General features: G+C 49.5%; 15 protein-coding genes. 5 read left to right on the top strand and 10 right to left on the bottom strand.

Features of this window, described 5'->3' with window-relative positions:
- The first annotated feature begins 162 nt into the window (after positions 1-162).
- A complete protein-coding gene (locus tag Q0991_RS18500) occupies positions 163-561 on the top strand; it encodes a hypothetical protein (RefSeq protein ID WP_299491188.1) in 399 nt (132 codons plus the stop codon).
- Positions 562-580: 19 nt separating this feature from the next.
- Here Q0991_RS18500 and Q0991_RS18495 read toward each other — a convergent pair whose 3' ends face one another.
- The 6 genes from Q0991_RS18495 to Q0991_RS18470 form a co-directional block, all read right to left on the bottom strand.
- On the bottom strand, positions 581-790 hold the full coding sequence (locus tag Q0991_RS18495; RefSeq protein ID WP_299491185.1) for a hypothetical protein: 210 nt from the start codon (positions 788-790) through the stop codon (positions 581-583).
- A 247-nt stretch (positions 791-1,037) separates the two neighbouring features.
- A complete protein-coding gene (gene infB, locus Q0991_RS18490; RefSeq protein WP_299491183.1) occupies positions 1,038-3,992 on the bottom strand; it encodes a translation initiation factor IF-2 in 2,955 nt (984 codons plus the stop codon).
- Positions 3,993-4,429: 437 nt separating this feature from the next.
- Positions 4,430-5,761, bottom strand: coding sequence for a transcription termination factor NusA (nusA, locus tag Q0991_RS18485; RefSeq protein ID WP_299491181.1), 1,332 nt, complete (start codon positions 5,759-5,761; stop codon positions 4,430-4,432).
- Between the two features lie 69 nt (positions 5,762-5,830).
- A complete protein-coding gene (rimP, locus tag Q0991_RS18480; RefSeq protein ID WP_299491178.1) occupies positions 5,831-6,295 on the bottom strand; it encodes a ribosome maturation factor RimP in 465 nt (154 codons plus the stop codon).
- A gap of 150 nt (positions 6,296-6,445) precedes the next feature.
- A complete protein-coding gene (locus Q0991_RS18475; protein WP_299491175.1) occupies positions 6,446-7,930 on the bottom strand; it encodes a hypothetical protein in 1,485 nt (494 codons plus the stop codon).
- 45 nt (positions 7,931-7,975) lie between these two features.
- Positions 7,976-8,287: a thioredoxin family protein gene (locus Q0991_RS18470; RefSeq protein ID WP_299491170.1), complete on the bottom strand. Its 312-nt coding sequence runs from the start codon at positions 8,285-8,287 to the stop codon at positions 7,976-7,978.
- A 170-nt stretch (positions 8,288-8,457) separates the two neighbouring features.
- On the opposite strand from Q0991_RS18470, the gene smpB reads away from it, so the two are divergent.
- Positions 8,458-8,922, top strand: coding sequence for an SsrA-binding protein SmpB (gene smpB / locus Q0991_RS18465; protein WP_299491190.1), 465 nt, complete (start codon positions 8,458-8,460; stop codon positions 8,920-8,922).
- A 7-nt stretch (positions 8,923-8,929) separates the two neighbouring features.
- Here smpB and Q0991_RS18460 read toward each other — a convergent pair whose 3' ends face one another.
- Both Q0991_RS18460 and Q0991_RS18455 read right to left on the bottom strand, forming a co-directional pair.
- Positions 8,930-10,387 carry a carotenoid oxygenase family protein gene (locus tag Q0991_RS18460; RefSeq protein ID WP_299491167.1) on the bottom strand — a complete coding sequence of 486 codons (1,458 nt, stop codon included), beginning with the start codon at positions 10,385-10,387 and terminating at the stop codon, positions 8,930-8,932.
- Between the two features lie 98 nt (positions 10,388-10,485).
- On the bottom strand, positions 10,486-13,575 hold the full coding sequence (locus tag Q0991_RS18455; protein ID WP_299491164.1) for an Ig-like domain-containing protein: 3,090 nt from the start codon (positions 13,573-13,575) through the stop codon (positions 10,486-10,488).
- 54 nt (positions 13,576-13,629) lie between these two features.
- Between Q0991_RS18455 and Q0991_RS18450 the strand changes: the two genes are divergently transcribed.
- A complete protein-coding gene (locus Q0991_RS18450) occupies positions 13,630-15,816 on the top strand; it encodes a PAS domain S-box protein (RefSeq protein WP_299491161.1) in 2,187 nt (728 codons plus the stop codon).
- Positions 15,817-15,825: 9 nt separating this feature from the next.
- On the opposite strand, the gene Q0991_RS18445 is transcribed toward Q0991_RS18450, so the two are convergent.
- Positions 15,826-16,200, bottom strand: a complete 375-nt coding sequence (locus Q0991_RS18445) for a response regulator (RefSeq protein WP_299491158.1) — start codon at positions 16,198-16,200, stop codon at positions 15,826-15,828.
- 615 nt (positions 16,201-16,815) lie between these two features.
- On the opposite strand from Q0991_RS18445, the gene queG reads away from it, so the two are divergent.
- Positions 16,816-17,856, top strand: coding sequence for a tRNA epoxyqueuosine(34) reductase QueG (queG, locus tag Q0991_RS18440; protein WP_299491156.1), 1,041 nt, complete (start codon positions 16,816-16,818; stop codon positions 17,854-17,856).
- Here queG and Q0991_RS18435 read toward each other — a convergent pair.
- Positions 17,789-19,936, bottom strand: a complete 2,148-nt coding sequence (locus Q0991_RS18435; RefSeq protein ID WP_299491154.1) for a polyribonucleotide nucleotidyltransferase — start codon at positions 19,934-19,936, stop codon at positions 17,789-17,791. The two genes, queG and Q0991_RS18435, sit on opposite strands and share 68 nt — an antisense overlap.
- Before the next feature lie 402 nt (positions 19,937-20,338).
- Between Q0991_RS18435 and Q0991_RS18430 the strand changes: the two genes are divergently transcribed.
- Positions 20,339-23,599, top strand: a complete 3,261-nt coding sequence (locus Q0991_RS18430; protein WP_299491152.1) for a DEAD/DEAH box helicase — start codon at positions 20,339-20,341, stop codon at positions 23,597-23,599.
- Positions 23,600-23,726 lie beyond the last annotated feature (127 nt).

Here is a 23,726-nt window from a genome sequence, read left to right as displayed (position 1 = left end):
CAACAGCCGTATTGTTGAGGAGCGGTGTGAGTTCGAAAGTCTCATGCACCGTTCTGAATGGGAGGGTGACAGGGTGACCTGTCACTCGACCCTAACTGTGTGTCAGGTTAAGACAGCAGAATTGGCGGATTCTTCGCATCGACGCAACTATGACTTGGCATGATGCGGGGATCACCCAGTTTGGTCAATGGTGGCAGCGAACTCGGCGAGCAGGGCATGCCTATGCCGAGAGGGCCTGGATACATGATCGGTCGCCTGAGGCATTGGGTGCGGGAGAGCCTCCGCAGTTGGCTGTGGGGCCTAATGTTACCCCTGTCCATTCTCTGCTCCTTATTTTGGAGTCATGGCTGGAGCCTTTTAGGCGGAGTGACCTATCTCGCCTTAGGCTTGAAAATATGCTTGCGCAAGCGCCTAGACCATACCTGGCAAGAATCAATCCTATACGCGATATTTTGCACGATGGGCAAAATTCCAGAAGCACAGGGGCAAATGCAATTTCACTGGCAGCGGATTACGGGTCGTACCTGCCAGATTATGGAATATAGAACAACGGTGGACTAGGGGGTCTAATTGATCCGGTTCAGTAAGCTAAAGTTTCTAGGGTTTGCTTAAGATAAGAGCGGACCAAAACATCTAAGGTTGCCCCTTTTGCATTGGCATCAAGCCCTCTTTCGAGAACCCAACGCTTGAAACCAGAGCTACTAGAAATAATTTGTCGCAGGTCAGGCCAAAACAGATCATCGTGATCGGAAAGGGAAGGATTAGCTGTAGGAGGGGAAAATGAACTCATAGCGGGTTGCCAGAAGGGTGAGGAATAAATGTCTCAGCCATTAACTCTATTTCAAGAATAGCCGAGTTTAGGACCCGATGCACACCATGCATGCATAGGAGACCATTTAAAAATGCGCTCAGATCCAACTGCTCTGTGGATCGAGAGCTAGACGACTTAAGATTCACTTAAGCTCCCTTCCAGCATACTGAACGCAGATGCTGGAAAATGTTATTTGGACTACAGAAGCCATCAATTTCCCAGCCGCTTAGGTAGCCGATAGGGTTCTCCGCTTAGTGACCATCTGATAGGCTTCAATCCGATCCCCTTCAGTCCACCCGCTAAAGTTATCGACACCCACCCCACATTCATAGCCAGAGTTAACTTCGCGGACATCGTCTTTCATCCGTTTCAGGGAATCTAGGAAGCCTTCAAACACAATCTCATTATTGCGCTGAACCCGCAGCCGACAATTGCGCACGAGTTTGCCGGATTGGATGTAACAACCTGCGATCGCACCTCGTCCCACAGGGAAGACGGCCCGAACTTCGGCTTCACCCAAGTCCTCCTCTACAAACTCAGGTTCGAGGAGACCTTCCATGGCCCCTTCAATATCTTCCAGCAGCTTGTAAATAATGTCGTACTCACGGATGTCGACCCCAGCCCGATCCGCCGCTTGACGAGCCCCACTGGCTAAGCTGGTGTTGAAGCCAATAATGACGGCCCCACTCGCAGCTGCCAAGTCGACGTCTGTTTCGCTAATCTCACCTGGTGCAGACAGCAATACCCGGACTTGAACTTCATTTTGAGGCAATTGAGCAAGGGATCCCAATAAAGCTTCAACTGATCCCTGCACATCTGCTTTAATGATTAAATTCAGCTCCTTCAGTTCCCCTTCACGAGCTTGTTCAGACAGCGCATTGAGTGAGACCCGTCGGGATGCCATCGCTTGCTGTAGGCGAGTATGGCGCTGTTGATCCGTTCTTTGGCCTGCTTGACTGCGCGCTTCTTTCTCATCTGTGAATACTTCAAATTCCTCTCCAGCGGCAGGGACCTCGCTCATGCCCAGCACCTCAACGGCAAAAGATGGGCTGGCGGTATCCACTCGGTCGCCTCGATCGTCCACCATCGCCCGGACTTTACCAAACACTGATCCAGCCACCAAGACATCCCCAACTCGAAGAGTTCCATTTTGAACCAACAAGCTAGCAACTGGACCTTTGGCCTTGTCGAGGTGGGCTTCAATAACTGTGCCCTTGGCGGGGCGATTGGGATTGGCCTGGAGATCTTCGACCTCAGCAACCAGCAGAATCATTTCTAACAAGGTGTCTAAGTTCTCGCCTTTGAGGGCGCTCACAGGGACCATAACGGTCTCGCCCCCCCAGTCTTCAGGGACGAGCTCATGCTCACTCAGCTCTTGCCGCACCCGATCTAGCTGAGCCCCTTCTTTGTCAATCTTGTTGATGGCCACAATAATCGGCACTTTTGCGGCTCGGGCATGACTAATGGCTTCTAAGGTTTGAGGTCGTACGCCATCATCCGCCGCCACCACCAGAATGGCGATATCTGTGACTCGGGTCCCCCGAGCCCGCATTGCGGTAAAGGCTTCGTGACCCGGTGTATCTAAAAACACCACCTGCTGTACCCCATCTTCATGGGGTAAGTCAACGTGATAGGCGCCAATATGCTGGGTAATCCCCCCTGCTTCACCCTGGGCAACCTTGGTTTCGCGAATGGCATCCAAGAGGGTTGTTTTACCATGGTCGACATGGCCCATAATGGTCACCACCGGCGGCCGGGATTGAAGATTTTCTAAATCCTCAACATCCAGCATTTCTGAAACTTTTCGGGCTTCAGACTCTTCTGCCTGGGTTTCAACGATACAATCTAGTTCCTCAGCCACCATGGTGGCCGTCTCAATATCAAGAACTTGATTAATGTTGGCAGCAATGCCCTTCATAAAGAGGATCTTGATGACCTCAGTTTCGGGAACAACTAACTGCAAAGCTAGGTTTTGGACCGTTAACTCAGTCGTTAACGTCAGCGTCGTGGGCCGTTCGACTTCTGCTTCCTGTTGTTGGCGGTACCGATTGCGCTGACGCCGATTGCCTTTGGAACTACTTGGCGTCCGATTAATTGGGACCGTCGCAGGCTTAGACTGCTTCATCGATTTGGGTTTAGGTGGCCGCACCAGGGACTGACTGACATCAATCACAGCTTGGTTATGGGTGTCATCAGCAGCCAAGAGATCATCTTCATCTTCTTCGATCTCTTTTTGCGTTCGTCGCTTTTGCTTCAGACTCGATTTAGAAACCTTGGCAGGACGATCTTCAAATTCTTCTGGTTTAGACGACCGTTTATCTTTCTTCTGACGGGATGTGGGGGGAGTAAGAACGAGGAGTTCAGTGGTGTCGTTACTGGCGGATCCAGCCGTTGACTGTGACGTTTCGGCAGCGGCCTTTGCTTCAGCTTTTGCTTTTGCAATGGAAATGGGCCGAACTAAGCGAGGCCGGGGCGGCTCTGTCTCAACAGTTTTTTCAGGTTGATTCGAAACAGGCGGCTTTGTCGGAGGAGCGGTCTGGGATACCTCCGGCACCGTGGGCTCAGCCGGCTGATTCAAGGTTGGCTTTTTGAGAAGTTGGGGTTTGACGATTTCGGGCACTTGGGTGGCGGGTTTCGTCAACACCTTGTCTGTCCTAGGCGGAGGAGACAACGCGGGCCCCGGAGCACTGGCTTTGGGTACCGAAGTTGAGGGGGGCTGGCTAGCAACAGTCGGTTTGGGCGTCAGGGTGGGCTTCTCTGCCCCCTGAGTAGGTTGAGGACGTATGGGCTTCGGGGCTTGCAGCGACTCTGGCGGCCTAGCAGCCTTAACGGCCGAGGAGGGTGCCATCGGTTCAGCAGGGGGTTTAGTTTTTTGCTTGCGAAGCTCCAAGATTTGCTGCTTTTTGGGCCGATCTTGCTTGTTCGGTTTCGCAACAGGTCGGGGCTTACGCCCTTTCTCATCTTTGGCAGAGGCTGTACGTCTGGGGGGAGTCGTTCGAGGACCAGAGGGGCGTTTTTGAGCAGCGGCATCCCGGATCTTAGCTGCGTCTGCTTCAGTAATGGTGCTGCTATGGTTCTTGACGGCGATATCTAGCTTTTCGCAGACCGCCAGAATGTCTTTATTCTCTAAATTCAACTCTTTTGATAACTCATAAATTCTAACTTTGTGACTGTTACTCATCCACTGGCCCCTTTTAGTCTCCTGTGATCTTACATAGTTCTACCCTTTACGTTTTTAGGATAAGGATATGTTCAATGCTGGTGATGCAGCTTTCAATGATGATTGAAACAACTGATTACTCAGCTCATTTTGGGGAGTTTACCCCCCAATAGGCATTATCCACGTTGTTCGACAAACTGGCGAGTTGGAAGCAAAACTTTTACGGGTAAACCCATCGATTCCAACCTTTGATTCAGCCACTCCTTTATAGGTTTAATGTTCAAGCGTTAACCCCATTATCAACTATTTTTTGCTTGCCTAGGATTAAGGTTGAAGTTTTTCAACAGATGGTTCTTGAATAAAAAAATCATCCATTCAAGGTCTGCATTACAGGGACAAATGTCCAAGCGTAGATCGAGGTGGAGCCCTTTAGAAACTGCAAAGTGGGGATGGCGGATCTAGGACTCCAGATCCGGCGAAGCCTCTTCTAATTCACTGGGTATCTCGCGTTCGTTCTCTTCAGGCGGATCGGCAATGCTTGAACTGGCCGAGGTGTCGGCATCTTCTTCAGGTAAGGGATCAGGGCTCGCTTCAGACCCGATTTCGGCCATCTGTTGAGATTGGAGTTGGCTCAACTGCAAATCTTCCGCTTCTTGGTCATAACTGGCAATATCCTTGATATCAATTTTCCAACCGGTGAGTCGAGCGGCTAATCTAACATTTTGTCCTTCTTTACCAATGGCAAGGCTCAGCTGATCCTCAGCCACTAAAACATGAGCCTGACGCTCTTCCGTATCAATTAGTCGGACAGCATCGACGCGGGCGGGACTGAGGGCATTGGCGATGTAGGTGGCTGGATCGGGAGACCAACGAATCACATCGATCTTCTCCCCTCGCAGCTCATTGACCACGGCTTGAATGCGCGACCCCCGTGCCCCAATACAGGCACCGACCGGGTCAACATCCCTTTCTAGGGTATCCACCGCAATTTTGGTGCGGGGACCCACTTGGCGAGAGGGGGGATTGGCCTCCCGCGCCACGGCCACAATCCGCACCACCTCATCTTCAATTTCCGGTACCTCATTGGCAAAGAGGTAGACGACTAAACCCGCGTCGGCTCTAGAGACGACGAGTTGGGGACCCCGATGGGGACCATCTGCGACCCGTTTGAGGAAGACTTTAAAGGTGGCATTGGCTCGATAGTTATCATTGGGAAGCTGTTCCCGTTTCGGTAGCTCCGCTTCCACCTCAGGCTGGCCGAAGGCACTGGTTACGGCCATAATTACAGAACGACGCTCGAAGCGGAGGACGCGGGCCTGCAAAACGGTTTTTTCTAGATCTTGAAACTCTTCTTGAATCAGCTTGCGCTGCTGATCCCTGAGCTTTTGGGAGAGCACTTGTTTGGTCTGGATGGCTGCCATCCGGCCAAATTCGTTCTGTTCAGGGGTGACATCTAAAACAACGGTATCTCCCAGTTGGGCTTCTGGCGCAACTTCTCGCACTTCTGCCAGGGCGATTTGATGATCGGTGCTTTCCACGTCGTCGACGATCATTTTAGTGGCCAAGACGAGAAATCCTTCTTCCTCGATGTCTAATTCCACGTCAAAGTTATAAAAATATTCTTCGTCGAACTGGGCACCGCTGTCCAGCAGCAGTGTCCGACGGTACCGTTCATATCCCTTCAGCAATGCCTCTTGAAGTGCAGCTTCCACCGCTGGCTTAGGGAGATTGCGTTCACGACTGATCACATCAATCATGTCTGCTAAACCAGGTAACTGAACCATTGACATCGGCTTACTCCATTACTGACAGGGCGTGGGAAGAGGAACGTAGAGGGCGTAAAGGCTGGCAAAAAGTGGTTAGGCTGGGGAATCATAGAGCTGCACTTGCATGATTTCGTCTCGAGGGATCTGAATGGTCCGACCTTTTTGGTTAAGTTGGACGAATTGTTCGTCTCGACCGGTGAGATTGCCAATCCACTGATGATGGCCTCGATAGGGTTGATGGGTTTGGATCAGCACGGGAAATCCCCTAAAGGAGATAAAGTCGCGATCGCAGGTCAGTAGCGTTGACAGCCCAGGGCTGGAAATCTCCAGCACATAAGCTTCTGGGAAAACATCATCTTCGTCCAAGACCGTTTCCAAGGCACGACTCATTTTTTCGCAATCTTCCAAACCCGTGTCTGCATCACAATTGCGAATATCAATCCGCAAAATCGGCGGATTTTGGTTGGTTTGGAACACCGCGCCCACCACTTCCAGATTAAATTGTGCTGCCACAGGGGTAGCCAAATCGATCACTTTGGGGATCAATGGATGTGCCATGGAAATAACCCTGACAATAAAAAAAGTGGGTTAACACCCACCTTGAAAGCTCATCCTAAAGGCATGAGCCGTGGACAGACGCCCACCAAAGTCTTAGTGTAGCGCAGCCCGGGACAGTTTGGATGAATGACGAGGATATAACACCGCAGACTATGGACGAGAAGCGCCTGGAATCACCTTTACAGAAGGTAAACGGCCCGACTCATAGGTAACTTGGCGCAAATGTTCAACCTCGGCAGCGGCTCCTTCTCCACCTTTAGATTCCAAACGTTGCAGAATCGTGAGTTTGGTCTCTTCCAAAAAGTCTGTGAGTAAGGACTGAATTTCATCCAAGGTTTCTTGGTTTTGCAGCTCATCCCGCAAAGCATCCGTAAAATGTTCTCCCAGTTGTTCAAAGATATCCTTGCCCTTCTGATCATTGAGGACCTTCGTTAGAGTGGATTGCGAGGTTTGAGTGAGTTGTTTTGACACTTGCTGGGCAATCACATTGGGAAGGGTCATCATTCCTGGCAACTGTTGGGCCTGCCGATAAAACGGAATATCACTCAAGGCTTCCACAATGGCATGGCGAATCACATTCTCTAAGTCGGGGGTGAGCTGGGGTAAAACTTTGTAAATGGTGATTTTGACGGCTTGAAGAATCAGCTCTTCTATCTCATTCACCTCATTAATCTCGACCGTGTCAGTCTCCGGATTTAGGAGCCATTGCTCAATTACGCCTTGCTCGATGGCGTCCTGAGCAATACCAACGGACTGGACCAAGACGATTTCTGTCATATCTCCAGCTAGACTTTCAGCTAAGAACCGATTGATTTGAGTTTGCATTCGGCTGAGATTAATCCAGCCCACCTGATGTAAACGTAGGGTGATCGGTAGAATCCGCAGAATTCGCCATATGGGTATAAAGAAGAGGAGATCATACCAACGCCAAAAAATTGTATCTTTCCAACTGATCCCCTGGCGGCGACGACTCAGGTAGAAGGTGCGGACCAAATAGTCCAGCCCAAATAGCAGAACAAAGGGCAAATCAATCACGACAAAGAAGTCAACGAAATTGCCGCTTTCTCCAAAGGGACGATAGTAGTTAGAGGCAATCAGGGGCCGAATATCTTTATTAAAAAATTCGAGTTCCCGCGTCCATAGATTCTTCTTCAGGTAATCGACACTCCAAAACTCCCGAAAGGAACCTTTGGCCGACTCATTACCCATATGCTCTCGCATCCGGTTCTTAATCTTTTCTAGGGTTCCAGTTTTATTGGCCAGCTCAAATGGATTTTCATTCACCATAGCTTCACTCTGGTCTCTGATCTGGACCAAGAGCGTTAGGAGTTCAGGCCCTTCTGTACCCGACTCAGCCAACTGCTGCTCCACTTTATCGACCGTATTGAGATATTGCTGAGTATCCCGGTAAGGCTCGATCCCCTTAATGGGGTCGTACAATTCTGCGACTTGCGGGAGTTGACTCAGATAAAAATCCCGGAAGGGAATATAGGTGATATTGAAGAGTACCAGGCTTAAATTAGCTAGGGCTGCCAGCGCCATCAGTCGGTCCAAGCCCAGTAACCAAGGATTCCGCCGAGTTCGTCGTCTCTTGTACTGCTTCGTTTTCTTGCGGCTGACGGGGGATTGGGGCATACCAGAAATTTCAAAGAAGAACGTCGGGATAATCAGAGAGAGGCTTTACGCCGCTCCCAAGACCGCTTGGAGTCGGCTTCTAAACTCTCCTTTCGGATGTCCGCCTTTGACTTCGCCCAAAATCGAGAACGCTGCATCAGGATCATCGCAAATAATATAGGTGGGCCAACCCATTTCTGATTTATCAGGATATTGAGTCAGAAGGATTTTGCGATATTTGCGGTAAGTCGCGGTGTCCTGCATTTTGACATCAATAAATTCTAAGCCCAGTTCTTCGGTGACTTTCTGATCATAAAAAGACATTTTGTGGCAAATTCCACAGTCTTCAGAAGAAAATTTGATGACGGCTTTACCCATTGTTGCTTACCTTCATAGCCCAGCATGCATTATTGTCCATGCTATCAGTCCAAGTGAATCCCTCAAATCCATCGGTAGATGCGACAGGCTATGGGGCTTTCCCGGGTGATCGGGGTCTGGCAGGGATAGACGGTACAACAAAAAGAAGTGGGCAGAGTACAGTAGAGGGTATGAGTGAGTCTTACAAAGTTATTAGTGATAATCGCCAAGCCCGCTTTCAATATGAAATCCTAGAGGTGTTTGAGGCTGGCATTGCCCTAACTGGAACAGAAGTTAAGTCCATCCGAGCGGGGAAAGTCAACCTGCGGGATGGATTTGCCCAAATTCGCAATGAGGAGGCGTTCCTCCTCAATGTTCATGTTTCCCCCCATACCAATGTTGGCCAATTTTTTAATCACGACCCTCGGCGAACCCGCAAGCTCTTGATGCATCGCCAAGAGATCCGTAAGCTGATTGGCAAAACGGAGCAAAAAGGGCTGACCCTGGTGCCGTTAAAGCTTTATCTTCAGCGCGGCTGGATCAAGGTAACGATTGGGCTGGCTCGGGGTAAAAAACTGCATGACAAGCGGGAATCGATCAAAAAACGTCAGGACAAGCGAGATATGGAGCGGGCCTTGAAGCGAGGGGCGGAGTAGCCGCGACCTACTCGGCAGCTTGCCAAGTCCCATGAAATCCAAAGGGAATGATCTCGGGCAATCCTAAAACGGCAATCGGGCCAGCGTCTAGCTGATCGGCAGAAAAAATCTGCACGGTGCTTTGATCCTGGTTGCCATCAAAGACAACCGTTAACAGCCACCCTTGATCAGAACTGGTTGGATCAGGCGCATAAATGGCTTCCATCGGGTAACAGCCGGAAGGAAATGCCATGCTTACAACACCAGAAGTCTGACTATCAATGCGAGCGATGCAGTCAAACATTTCCTCCACAGGCTGTTGGGAATGGGAATGATGGGTTAGGTAAAGGGCGGTTGTCTCTTGCCCCGTTTCTAGAGGCGAAACGACCGGAAATTCACAACCCAAGCTAAACCGCTGCTCGTTCTGCAATACTTGCCCCGTCTGGGGATTAATGTGTAGCTGCCACAACATTCCCAAGGCAGGGGTTTGTGGATAGCCTGTGACCACTTCCTTCAACCACTGATTGGTTTGGAAATCAGGATAGCGAACATAGTCCAGAACAATATGTCCGACAGTATCTTCATAACCATTGCCAAAGTGCCACTGAAACCAAGGATCGGTCTCAAAGCGAGTCACCTCCTCAAACGTATCTCGATCGATGACGATGATTTGCGTTCCCTGGTGCGGTTGCCACTGTAAGGCATCACTTAAACTTTTGGTGCCCAGCATGACGGGGAGCATCTGCAGTCGCAGCGGCGGCACAATAAAGACGAGATAGCGCCCAGCTAAGACAAAATCATGAACCAAAGATAGTCCCGGCAAGAGAATGGAGGCTTGCCGATCAATGTCGCCAGAGGCATGGCTGCAATAGATCTGGAGATAGGTTTTGGGACCAAAGATAACGCCAAAGTTATAAATAGTGCCCGTTTGTGGATCGCGCTTGGGATGGGCCGAATAGGTGAGCTTGGCGGTTAAACCTGAAAGGGTTTCTAACCCGTGGGTTTCTAGGGTGATGGAATCAAGGGCATGGGGATTGCCACCTTCCCAGAGGGCGAGCAGCTTATCAGGCAATGCCAAAACCGAGGTATTCGCCACATTTTTGGGTGGAACGCCCCATCGTTTCCAAAGGGGACCAGGAGCCATTTGTCCATAACCAGAATAGAGAAATTGATCTTTTGCTTCTTCAGTCTGAAGCTCTTGGGTTTGGACATAGCGGTAACTAGCCGTTGTTTCTTCGGGACCAAAGCGCACGGCCAAAATACCGCCATCTCCATCAAACCAGTGATCGACGGTTTGCCCCTGACGAGACAACCGACCGGGACCATTGCGATACAGGGTGCCCCTGAGGCCCGTTGGTACTTGACCTGATAGCAACGGCAGAGAAGTGGGACCAAATTCCGTAGCGGGGGTTGCGATCGCACGGGCCCACAGGGGTTTTCCTTGGGCAAAGCGGTCCCGTTGGGTATCGCAGTCTTGAGTTTGCATGGGCACCTAGCTTGACTGAAACAATGGATAAGCTACCTTTATCTCAGCATACAAGGCGGCCCGAGGGCCGCAATGCTACAAAACAGACAACTGTGTCCTTACCAGAGGGCTCGCACAGGGGGTGGAGATTCAGGCTCGTCACGAGAGGGGGCCTTTATTTTCTGTTGAGGCGCTGGTCGTTCTGTCGGGGCAGGCAACTGTTCCGTCGGTATTGGCGGCTGTTCACCTGGAGTACCAGTACGAGGAGTCTCGCCTGGACGGATACCTTCTTTAGGTGCTGTTTTTGCAGGAGTCCCTGACCCAGGCAAGATTCCTGAGTCAGGAAGATTCTCGGGCGCAATTCCAGGTTGGGGAGAAGGTGACGGTAAGGGCATAGGAGATGGGAAAGGCTTGGATGTAGACTCCCTCGGCGGATCTGTGATGGATTGAGGTACAGGGGATACCCCTGGCGTTGGTTCAGGACCGGGGTCAGGTTGGGGGGTTGGACTTGAAATGGGTCCAGGGGTTGGGGTAGGTTCTGATCCTGGTGTAGGGATGGGCACGGGAGAAGGTCCAGACCCGGGTATTGGAGTGGGTGTCGGGTTAGGTTCGGGCGTTGGAATGGGCTCCGGTGTTAGGGCTGGCCCAGGTGTCGGTGCTGGAGTGGGCGTTGGAGTTGGCACAGGACTAGGGTCGGGCGTTAGCTCAGGCTCTGGCGTGGGACCCGGTTCTGGCTCAGGCGTTGGCGTTGGTTCAGGGTCAGGCGTTGGCTCGGGCTCTGGAGTTGGCTCGGGCTCTGGCATGGGTTCAGGAACTGGTCCGGGTGTTGGCTCAGGTTCCGGTGCTGGAACCAATTCTGGCTCAGGCTCAGGCGTTGGTGTTGGTTCGGGTGTTGGCTCAGGGGCCGGTTCGGGTTCTGACTCAGGCGTTGGTTCGGGTGTTGGCTCATCTGAACCATTATTATTACCTGCAACGCTGGTTATCCGATTGCCTGTGGAATCTGAATCAATCGTTTCTAAATAGCCTAAGCAACGGGTACTCGCATCACTACTCGTCGTCTGTTCCCAACAGGCACTGTTATTAGAATCTTGACCATTAGCCGTCAAACTAATGGATTGCCCGTTGTCAGCTCCCCCTAAGGTTGTCTGAGCAGAATCATCCCACAACCCTAAGACTGCAGGTGGCGGAGTATTAATCCCTGAACTGCTGCTAGTATTTTTACCGTAGGCAATGTAGTCAATGATCTGGTTTTGGCCATCGTATAACCAAACATCGTCCCCGGTGTTATTGAGCTTGGGACGTTGTCCTAACCATGTTTGAAATGCAGCGTCTGGGGCTTGATGGGCTGGGATAGAATTGCCTTGAGCATCCTTCTCGCTACCGATCCAAATAACGGCATATTCTCCGGGCTTAAGAATGGTATTAACAGGAAAAACGTAAGGGTTGGTATTGCCTGTAATACTTCCGGTTGTACCATCAATATCACCATCCAGGATATTGCCATCCATTAATTGCAGGCCGCCAAGATCAACGGCTTCATCGGATGGATTGAATAACTCAATAAATTCATCGTTATTCTCAGCATTGGCATTGCCAATCGTTTGCTTATAAAGCACCTCATTGATAACGATTTTCCCAGATAGAGGAGATAGCGCAGGGGGATTACCCGAATCTGGCTCAGGGCCTGGAGTTGGCTCAGGACTGGGGTCAGGGGTAGGCTCTAGCCCTGGTGCTGGTTCAGGCTCCGGCTCAGAGGTTGGTTCCGGTTCTGGGGTCGGTTCTGAGGTTGGTTCGGGTTCAATGGTGTCAATGGTGATGTTGACGGTCGCTGTATCTGTACCACCATTGCCATCAGAAATCGTGTAAGTAAAGCTATCCTTGCCACTAAAGCCTGAATTAGGCGTATAGGTATAGGTGCCATCTGGATTGACAGTGACAGAGCCATTGGCTGGTTCTGTATTGCCGCTAACGGTGAGCGTGTCTTGATCTGGGTCTGTATCTAGACCCCCGTTACTGCCGTCAAGGATATTACCGCTGACAGGGACATCTTCTTTTGTCGTGTTAGTGTCATCAACTGCATCAGGTGGATTATTGGATGGAGCTGGCTCTGAAGAAGTCTCTGGCTCTGGGGTAGGTGCCGGTGTAGGAGTTGCCCCTGACTCAGTTTCTGGCTCTTTAAACGGGAGGCAACTGAAGGATAAAGAGTTGAGGCGACCACTTTTACGACCTTTAGGCTTTAGCGCGCCAATGCGATAGCGAAAACTGCTGATATTCTCGTATGAGGCCGTTACTAAGGTTTGTGTTGCATCTGTGCTAATGCCAGGTTGCGTCTTGACCGTATTTGACTCAAAGCGACCCGATGGCGGGTTAATCGTTGGCTTCAGCGTTGTGGGATTTTCAAGGGTGTAGTTTGAGAATCCATCCAGTTCGATATATTCCCTGAGATCACGGCTGTCTCCGTCGATGTCTACCCCCGAGGCATTAAAGGCTTTAATGGTTGTAGGGGTATTGGTCCCGGTTTCTACAAAGCTGATAATAAGATCTACACTGGAATCCCCTTTTTGCTGGGAAGCATTGAGCGTGGGCTGCAGGGCATCTGCGGACCCTGTACTGGGGTTATCAATTGCTCCTAACGTTGCCCCGTTGTTGAACTGATCAACCGTAACCAATGCATCAATACCTGGAGCAACCTGGGTAAATCGATAGATGGAGCCGACGGAGAGGTTGGGGCGGTTGTTCTCTTTTTTAGGATTACGAAAAGACAGTTCCACGATGGAGCTGCCATTACACATCTTGGCGTCTGCAACCTGAAAAATGGGGGCTTTTGGGCTGGGGATAGGAGCGATGGGGGAATCAAGATTAGGTATTGCTTGGTCCGCGGTGTTGGTAGAAGAATTGCGAGCTAAAGCAGTATCTGCCAGGAACGTGCATACCATCAAAAGGGCAGCGAAGGGAGCACGATTGGTGAGTAATACGATCCAGCGACCCATGATTTTTCTCCTCAGCCATCCATAAATATGAAACTCTAATATATGTATCACTTTGCGATCGCAAATATCCCACCTTTTCTCAACCGTTGCCCAACCGTTATTCAGGACTTCCAGGGATAGGCCGACCGTTTCATATCGCCCGTTTATCTCTCCACTAAGGATGGGTTTACCAATGGGAATCGTCCTTGATACCTTGCCACCTATCCAGTCAATACTCATAAAAACCAACTGGCTTACAGGGATAATAGGGATCAGTTTTAGTAGAATTTCGCTGTGTCGTTCAGATCGCATCCGTTTACCCAACTCTTCCAAGCCCGACTCTCACGCCGTATAGAGTTATGGGTATTTCTGAGCATCATTGTGATTGAGGCTATTATTCTAATTCCTTCGGTTTATCGACGTGAAGACGAACTGCTCAAGCACCTCACAGAGATCTCCGCTGCCAAGGCCACAGGCGTACTGGCCAATGAGGAAGATGAAATTACCGATCAAACCGTATTAGACAAACTTGAGGTGATTCAGAAAAATCCTGTAGTGACGGGAGGCGTTCTTTTTCGAATTGATGGCAGGCAAGTGGGAGCCTTCGGTGAGCAGCCTGAACTAACCTTTGCACAAGTGACCCAGCGGGCAGAAGAGTCCTATCTCAATCGATCTCGACAACGATACGATGCGGCTTGGGCCATGAAGCCCTTGCTCAATAAATATGTGCTGATTATTCGCCATGACGCCAGTAGTGTCCAAGACGAACTCAATCTGTTTATTGGTCGAATTATTGGTTTAGTCGTGATTATTTCGCTGTTTGTCTCCATAGCCACCATGATTGTTCTGCAATCCTTTGTGATTGCGCCGATTTTGCAGCTGCGGAAGGACCTCCTACAAGCGGGAACATTTTTAGCCGAGCAACCCGACGCTTTACCCCCAGAATTTGAGTCTCTCAAGCATCCCCCAGATGATGAACTGGGGGATGTGATCCAAACGTTCGATCAGATGTTTAATCAGATTCGAGATGCGATCGCCCAGCGGCAACAAGCGGAATCTGATCTGAGATTATCGGAAGAGAAATTTTCGAAAGCCTTTCGAGCTAGCCCCAATCCGATCACCCTAAGCACCCTCGAAGATGGTCGTTTAGTGGAAGTCAATGACAGTTTTTTAGAGTTGTTTGGATTAACGACCTCAGAGGTTTTAGGTCGGAGCAGTTTGGATCTGGATCTCTGGGCCGATCCAACCGATCGGATGCAAATGATTCAGGCCATTCTCAAGGATGGCATTATTCGAAATTATGAGTATCGACTGCGCGATCGCACTGGCAAAGAAAAAACCGTCCTCTACTCCTCAGAACAAATCAAAGTTAACGACCAAGACTGCATTCTCTCCGTGATCAACGACATCACGGAGCGTAAAAAAGCCGAAATTGCCCTAGAGGCCAGCGAAGAACGATTTCGGATGCTGGTTGACCAAGCGGTAGATGCCATTTATGTGGTCAATGAACAAGGGCAGTTTGTGGATGTGAATCAGCAGGCCTGTGCCAACTTAGGGTATACCCGTGAGGAGCTACTCAAATGCCGTGTACCCGATATTCAGAGAAACCTTTCAGACGATAGCGTTGCCGACCTATGGCAACGATTACTCCCCAAAGACCCCCTCACCTTTATCGGGACGCATCAGCGGAAAGACGGCAGTCAATTTCCGGTCGAAGTGCGTTTAGGTTTATTTGAAGCAGGGGAAGAACAGTTGATTTTGGCTCTGGCGCGGGATATTACTGAGCGACGGCAAGCTGAGAAAGATCGGGAGCGACTGGCCGAAATTGGCGAACTTGCCGCCATGATTGTGCATGAGGTCCGAAATCCTCTGACAACCGTTCTGATGGGGCTCAGCTCGTTTCAACGGATGGACTTACCCGACCGGGCAAAATTAAGGCTGCAACTGGCTTTAGATGAATCGGAACGTCTGCAACGGCTCCTCAATGAAATATTGCTCTACGCGAAGCAGCAAAAGCTTGAGACCATGACTATAGAGCTGAATCAATTTTTTGCGGATCTCCTGCCGACATTACAGGAGATGCCCAGTGCTAAGGACCGCCCCATTTTGCTGACCCCCGCTTCCGCATCGACTTGGGTAGAAGCGGATATCGATAAACTCAAGCAAGTCTTTATCAATTTAGTTAGCAACGCATGTGAAGCGGTTTCCCAAGGTGAACCGATTACTTGGCAGGTTCAGACTGCCCCCCAACCAGATCAAGTGATGATTGAGGTCAAGAATGGAGGAGATCCGATTCCAGCAGATGTGCTTCCTCAATTGACGAAACCGTTTTTTACGACCAAATCATCAGGGAATGGTTTGGGGCTAGCCATTACCAAGCGCATCGTGGAAACCCATGGCGGAGAATTACTGATCCAATCTACCGCTGAAACGGGGACAACGGTAACAGTGTTATTGCCAATCGTCAGCGGATCTTCGTAACATTGCCCCCTATACTTCTGCTGGGGCAGACAGTTGAGCCGTAATCGTCTCTACCAAGTCACTAATACTATAGGGCTTGACAACGTAGGCATTTGCCCCAGCATCCATGGCGGCTTGCCGATGCGGGAGATCATCCATCGCGGTCGCAAACACAATGGGAACGGCGCTACCCGCGGCTCGCAGTTGTTGACAGATTTCTAAACCAGTTAATCGGGGTAAGGTCCAATCCAACACAATGGCATCGGGTTGAATGCGTTGGGCTAGCTCTAGGCCAATTTGACCATCATGGGCAATATTGACGTGATACCCCGCATCGGACAGTTCCAGTTCAACGAGCTGAGCAATTCTAACTTCATCTTCAACTAGCAAGATATGAGGGTTCATTTTCTAAGTTTAATGATCTAGTGGAAATTGACGATACACATCCAATCGATACTTACAGCGGGGTGGGTCAGTTTGCAGCTAAGCAGTAACATTCATCACTGCCCTGAGAGATGAAGCACCATTCCTGCCCGCTAATGATCTTGAGTTTGGGACTAGCGGAAATTCTTATTTTTGCGTAGGTTGAAACCTTTACTTCTCCGCAAACACATCTCAAAAATAGGTTTGACCCGAACTGCGGGATACAGTCAGAGGTTAGATGTATGTTTCATTTAAGTCAGCGATTTATGTGTGAATGACTTCTAATCTATCTGAGGAGACTGAAGGTATCCTGATGCAATTCTGTGATTTGGATAAGAAAAGGGCGTTACGGCCTAGACTCTGAAATTTAGGCTATTAAATATCTAAAATGCTCTATATGGTGTTTAAAATGCACCCCTTAGCCTAAAAATAATCGCAAATTCTCAACAAGAAGCTCATTCATCCAGTTTGTTGAGAATTAAGATTTGAAGAATAATTAGGAATCAACCTCTCCTAGCAAGTAGAGGCAAGGCTCTTAAGGAATCGTTTGGGTAGTTGCCACACATCTAATTTTGCCAGCGGTCTAGTGGAAAACTGATGGGAGATCTAATTGAATTGATGAGGGCTCGGCATATCACCAGTCAGATCTTGAAGCAGCAAGCTATCGCTTTAGGATGTCATAAGGTAGGGATAGCTCAAGTATCCCCATGGCAGGAGGGAGATCCAACGTCACCCCCTTCGTTACAACGGTGGTTGAACCGGGGATATCATGCCGATATGGTATGGATGTCGGATCACCGGCGGCAAGACATCCTCAAGGTGATGCCCGGTGTTCGTTCTGTTATCTGTGTAGGCATCAATTACTATACGCCTCATAAACGACCCTCAGGGCAAAAGTTTGCCAAAATCTCGCGTTATGGATGGGGGCGAGACTATCATCGTGTTGTCGGTCGCCGCTTAAAGGCTTTAGCGCTGTGGATGCAAGCTCAAGAACCCACCATTCAAGCTCGTTATTATGTTGATACTGGCCCCGTGCAGGATAAAGTTTGGGCGGAACGTGCTGGAATTGGTTGGCTTGGTAAGCACAGCAACTTAATTTCGCGGGATTATGGATCCTGGCTTTTTTTAGGAGAAATTCTCACTAATTTGGACTTAGAGCCTGATCGTCCCCATACTCAGCATTGTGGTTCTTGTACCCGCTGCATAACTGCCTGTCCAACCGATGCGATTCGTGAGCCTTTTGTCGTTGATGCCAATCGCTGTATTGCTTACCACACCATTGAAAATCGTGAGGCTAAATTACCCAACGAGATTGCTGAGAATTTACAAGGTTGGGTTGCCGGTTGCGATATTTGCCAGGATGTTTGTCCTTGGAATCAGCGATTTTCCCAAGAAACGGATATCCCAGATTTTCAGCCTTATCCTGAGAACGTTGCCCCGACGCTTGAAGAGCTGGCAACTTTGTCGGTAGCGGAGCGCGATCGCAGATTTCGGGCTTCAGCCCTCCGCCGGATAAAACTAGAGATGCTGCAGCGAAATGCCACAGCATCTCTCAAGGCCAGTAAACAAATTACTCAGCGCCACCTGCACGAGCCGCCGCGGCTTCCTCAGGATGAATTCCCAAGCGAGTCAAGTTAATTCGGCCCCGGTTGTCGAGCTCCCGAATTTTAACCACCACTTCATCACCAACGGAGACTTCATCTTCTACTTTCCCGACTCGATAATCTGCCAGTTGAGAGATATGAATCATACCTTCTTTACTGGGAGCTATTTCTACAAAGGCCCCAATCGGAATGATCCGAGTCACCTTACCCAGGAACACATCTCCAGCAGCTAGCTTGCGGGTCATCCCGGCAATGATCTGGCGTGCCCGAGTCGCAGCCTTCTCATCTACTGCAGAAATCGTCACGCGACCATCATCTTCGATATCGATTTTGGCCCCCGTTTCTTCGGTAATCCCCTTAATAGTCTTACCTCCGGGGCCAATAATCATGCCAATCTGTTCAGGATCAATCTTGATCGTTAGCAATCGTGGCGCATAGGGGGACATTGTCTCGCGGGGCTTATCAATGGCAGCCATCATCTTTTCGAGAATATGAAGACGAGCTGGTTTGGCTTGATGAATGGCATCTGACACCACTTTCATGGATAATCCCGTAATTTTCATATCCATCTGTAACGCCGTAATTCCATCGGACGTTCCAGCCACTTTGAAGTCCATATCTCCCAGAAAATCCTCAATACCCTGGATATCAGTCAACACTTTGACCTCATCTGCTTCTTTGATCAAACCCATTGCCGCCCCACTTACAGGTTTTGACAAGGGTACCCCTGCATCCATTAGGGATAGGGTTGATCCACAAACGGATCCCATGGACGTTGAGCCGTTGGACGATAAGACTTCAGATACCACCCGCAACACGTATGGGAAGTCTTCCTTGCTGGGTAAAACAGGAAGTAAAGCCCTTTCAGCCAAGGCGCCGTGACCAATTTCACGACGACCAGGAGAGCGCATGGGGCGAGTCTCACCAACGGAGTAAGGTGGGAAATTATAGTGATGTAAATACCGCTTAGAACTATCGGGATGAAGATCATCCATTTCCTGTGCATCTCCGGGGGTTCCCAAGGTCACAATAGATAGAACTTGGGTTAAACCACGGTTAAATAAACCACTTCCATGAACCCGTTGAGGTAAAACCCCGACATTACAAGTGATGGGGCGAACTTCATCTAACTTACGGCCATCCACCCTAACCTCTTCTTTGATGACCTGCTGACGCATAAGGGTTTTAGTAATACTTTTAAAAACCTTACCAACAGCTTTGGGGTTTTCAGTTGCAGCAATCTGGACGGGATCGGTTTCAGAAAGCTCTTCGATGGCAACCGTGACAGCATCCTTTATTTCATCTAACGCAGCGTCACGAACATTTTTATCTTTCTCAAACCGGGCGAGTACATCCTTAATATCTGTTGTTACTCGTTCTTGGATGAAGTTTTCTAAGGTTGGATCCGTCTCAGGCGCTGCTTCTTCAACTTGTTCGATGCCCAACTCTGCCAATAATTCTTTTTGGGCTTTGATCAAATCGCAGACGACCTCATATCCGAAGTCAATGGCTTCGATCATGTCTTGCTCAGGGACTTCATTCGCCCCTGCTTCGACCATAATTACCCCATCTGGAGAACCAGCCACAACCAGGTCGAGTTCCCCTTCGGAGATTTCTTCATAGGTGGGATTAATAATAAAGTCATCACCAATTAATCCCACGCGAACTGCTGCCATGGGTCCCTTAAATGGAATTTGGGCGAGCAGCGTTGCGACGGACGCCCCCGTCACCGCTAGCACATCCGGTGGAACCTGCTCATCCATCGAAACGGTCGTGGCCACAATCTGGATATCATCCCGCAACCATTGGGGAAATAGGGGCCGCATCGGTCGGTCGATTAAACGACAAGTAAGCGTGGCCTTTTCAGGAGGACGCCCCTCTCGGCGCAAGAACCCGCCTGGGACTCGGCCTGCAGCATACAGTCTTTCTTCGTAATCAACGAGGAGTGGTAAAAAATCGATTCCTTCTCTGCCTGTAGAACGTGTCGCTGTAACCAAAACAGAGGTTTCACCTGATTCAATGAGTACACACCCACCTGCCTGTGGAGCGAATCGGCCAATGGTGAGCTTTATTTCTCTTCCATCAACAGAGATTGACTTAATAACTTCTGACATTAAGTGACTTGTCCTTAACTTATTGTTTTGTCCTTTTTTTTCTGTGGCAATCCTAACATTGTTGGCGAACAGCTTGCTTTACCCGACTCAATTCAAATGGCTTTTGGAGTGAGTCCCAACTGACTTTCAAAAAGGATATCCAGATGACAAGTTCACCCTGTAGCATAGGTAAGAGATGTTCGCCTGGACTTGTTGAGCTTGAGTTCGGCGAAGAACGTGCATAATGACAACAAACGTCCAGAAAAAGTAGCGAGTCTACCGCATCCGATTCACTCAATCTCGTTTGGTTCATGATGCAAAAGTCGCGCCAACATGACCCTAATCCCCACAAATCGTGGGTCAACTTGAATCATTGCTAGGGCATCAATGTGACTTTTTTTTCTGTTTAGAGAGGTTGAAGAAATGGCTGTTTTGCATGGGAGTTGGCGACCTGCCTCAGCTCAAAATGGAGATGCAGTTCTCCCTTCCCAGGCTGCCGCAGGACCGCTGCTAAATGGTACGTTTTTTATCTGGGCTGAAACCTGGCGGAGTCCAACATCAAAGACGCGAAAACGATCGAATGATATTCCGGTTCATCCTCTATCCCTCAACGCGACAGAACTGAGTGATTTTTTATATTCTCTGCAAGCATCTAAGCAACTCGTCCTTTCACAAACCTTAGCCTCTACCGCCGCCTCCCCCCCCAAACGTCAATCGAAAAAAGCTCAGTCTCAAATCCCGTCTGCCCCAGCAGCTTGGATCGCTCAAACGATCGTCATTCCGGCTCAAGAAGATAATGGCAGGTGGTTGCCCTTCCATTCATCGTCGGAACTGGAGGTTGAAGCCCCTATCCATCTTTATCCGTTTGTGGTGTCTGGACTGGCCCTATCCCCTGAGCAAACCCTTGAGTTTTTAGCCGGATTGCCCTTGCATACGGCGGCAATCGAAGATTCTTTTTTAGGCCCAGAACTCCCCTTTTGGTGTCATGTGGCTCGCTGGAGTCTGGATTTACTGACTCGAACCAAGTTCATCCCCTCAGTTCATCCCCTAACCGCCAACACCTGCCAGTTTTCTTGGCAACCCATTTTGGACAGTGCAACGGATCGGAGGCGGCTCCAACAATTTACTCAAGTAATGCCCCAAACCTGCCAGTTTTATCCATTCGAAAAAATCGAGTGTCCTGTTGTTAACTTGCCTGCACTGTCTGGACATTTACTGATTGATTTCCTTACTCATTTAATTGATCAACAGATTCGAAATGCTATTGATGCCGATCTTGTTATTTCAATGCAAAAAGCAGGTATTAATCCGCTTTTTGAACAATGGCTATCCGCCCTTGCAACTTCTGAGTCCCTTGTGAATGACACGAAAGCAGCTTGTTCCAGTTGGTCTGAAGCACTGGACCAATGGTTACAACCGATTGCCCAAAGCCTACAGGGGCAACAATATCGAGCTTGCTTTAATTTGCAAGTCCCAACGAATAATGCGACCAGTTGGTCGATAGAGTATTTTCTCCAAGCTGCTGATGACCCATCTTTTTTGGTCACTGCTGAAGTTGTCTGGAATACAACGTCAGAACAACTTGACTATTTGGGGCGCAGGATTGATCGTCCTCAAGAGACGTTGCTGAAAGATTTGGGACTGGCGTCACGGGTTTATCCGCTTTTAGAGGAAAGCTTGCAGGGGGCACGACCGACCCATATGCGCTTATCACCCACGCAGGCCTACGATTTCTTAAAAGCAGCGGCCTGGCGACTGGAAGATAGTGGCTTTGGCGTCCTTCTGCCCGCCAGCTTGTCCAATCAAAAGGCCATGGCAAATCGACTGGGACTGCAAATTAAGGCTGCGACGCAAACTCGGAGTGCAAAGTCGATAGGGTTAGACAGCTTACTCAACTTTCAGTGGGAGCTGGCGATTGGGGGGCAAACTTTATCAAAATCGGAATTTGATCGGCTGGTTGCTCAAGGTTCACCCTTGGTTGAGATTAATGGGGAATGGGTAGAATTTCGACCTCAGGACATCAAGGCGGCCCAGAATTTCTTTAGCGCTCGTCAGAATCAAACCGGCTTGTCTTTAGAAGACGCATTGCGCATGAGTACTGGGGACACGTTAATCATAGATAAGCTGCCAGTGGTTCGTTTTGAAGCGTCTGGTTCTCTAGAATCCTTGCTGAGTACCCTTAATGGCAATCAAACCCTAACACCTATCGCTGAACCCTCTGGATTTAAGGGGAGCTTACGACCTTATCAAGCCAGAGGGGTGGGCTGGCTTGTTTTTCTAGAGCAATGGGGCTTAGGGGCCTGTTTGGCGGATGATATGGGATTAGGCAAGACCGTGCAGTTTATTGCCTATTTACTACACCTAAAAAATGAGGACCGTTTAGCGGGGCCAATGCTACTGATCTGCCCGACCTCTGTTCTCGGCAATTGGGAACGGGAGGTGCACCGATTTGGGCCAGAGTTAAAAGTCATGGTTCACCATGGATCGGGGCGATTGCAGGGCAAGCCTTTCCTCAAGAAAATCAAGTCTTTAGATTTGGTGATTACCAGCTATCCCTTGGTTTATCGAGATGAGAAGACCCTCGCTGTACAAGCTTGGCAAGGACTCGTCCTGGATGAAGCCCAAAACATCAAAAATGCTGAGGCTCGGCAATCTAAAGCCGTTCGCAATTTAGAGGCCAACATCCGCATAGCCCTGACGGGGACGCCGTTAGAAAATCGTCTAACTGAATTGTGGTCAATCTTAGACTTTCTAAATCCGGGTTATTTAGGGCCAAAACCCTTTTTTCAACGACGATTTGCGACTCCCATTGAGCGATACGGCGATACTGCATCGTTAACGACGTTGCGATCGCTCGTTCAACCCTTTATTCTTCGGCGTACCAAAACAGACAGAGACATTATTCAAGACTTACCCGAAAAACAGGAAATGACGGTTTTTTGTAGCTTGACCCCCGAACAGGCAGAACTTTACCAAACCGTTGTTCAAGAATCCCTAGACGCAGTAGACGCTGCCAAAGGCATTCAGCGCCGAGGCATTATCCTCGCAACGTTGGTCAAACTGAAACAAATCTGCAATCATCCCGCCCAGTTTCTGCATGAGGAGCATTTAGATCTTGGACTACAGCGCTCCGGCAAGCTCAAACGTCTCAATGAAATGCTGGAAGAGTTGCTAGATGAGGGAGATCGAGCCTTAATCTTTACCCAATTTGCTGAATTAGGTAAGCTGCTGCAAACATACTTAGAGTCCAGACTAGAGCGGGAAACCCTACTCCTTTACGGGGGATCCAGCAAAAAACAACGCGAAGCCATGATTGATCGATTTCAACATGATCCTCAGGGGCCGCGGCTATTCATTTTGTCCCTTAAAGCCGGTGGAGTGGGCCTCAACCTTACTCGAGCGAACCATGTCTTTCACTTCGATCGCTGGTGGAATCCTGCAGTGGAGAATCAGGCTACTGACCGAGTGTTCCGAATTGGTCAAACACGCAATGTTCAAGTCCATAAATTCGTCTGTACAGGCACCCTGGAAGAGCGAATTCATGAACAGCTAGAAAGTAAGAAAGCCCTCGCCGAGCAAGTGGTGGGAACGGGGGAAAACTGGTTGACCGAACTCGATACGGATCAACTCCGTAACTTACTCCTCCTAGATCGTAATGCCGTCATTGATGAAGACGGAGCATAACCAACCCGCTCTATTCAGAAACAGATCCCGCAGCATTCAATAGATCCCACGGCATTCTCTAACCCATAAGCAAAGACGCCATCAGCTCCAGAGGTGGTGAAAAGGGGTTATATAGCAGTCGCCACTT

This window comes from Acaryochloris sp. IP29b_bin.137 (assembly GCF_028285745.1).
In the GTDB taxonomy this organism is placed as follows: Bacteria; Cyanobacteriota; Cyanobacteriia; order Thermosynechococcales; family Thermosynechococcaceae; genus Acaryochloris.
The sequence above is the reverse complement of the archived record's forward strand: the minus strand, read 5'-3'. Positions and strand labels throughout refer to the sequence as shown.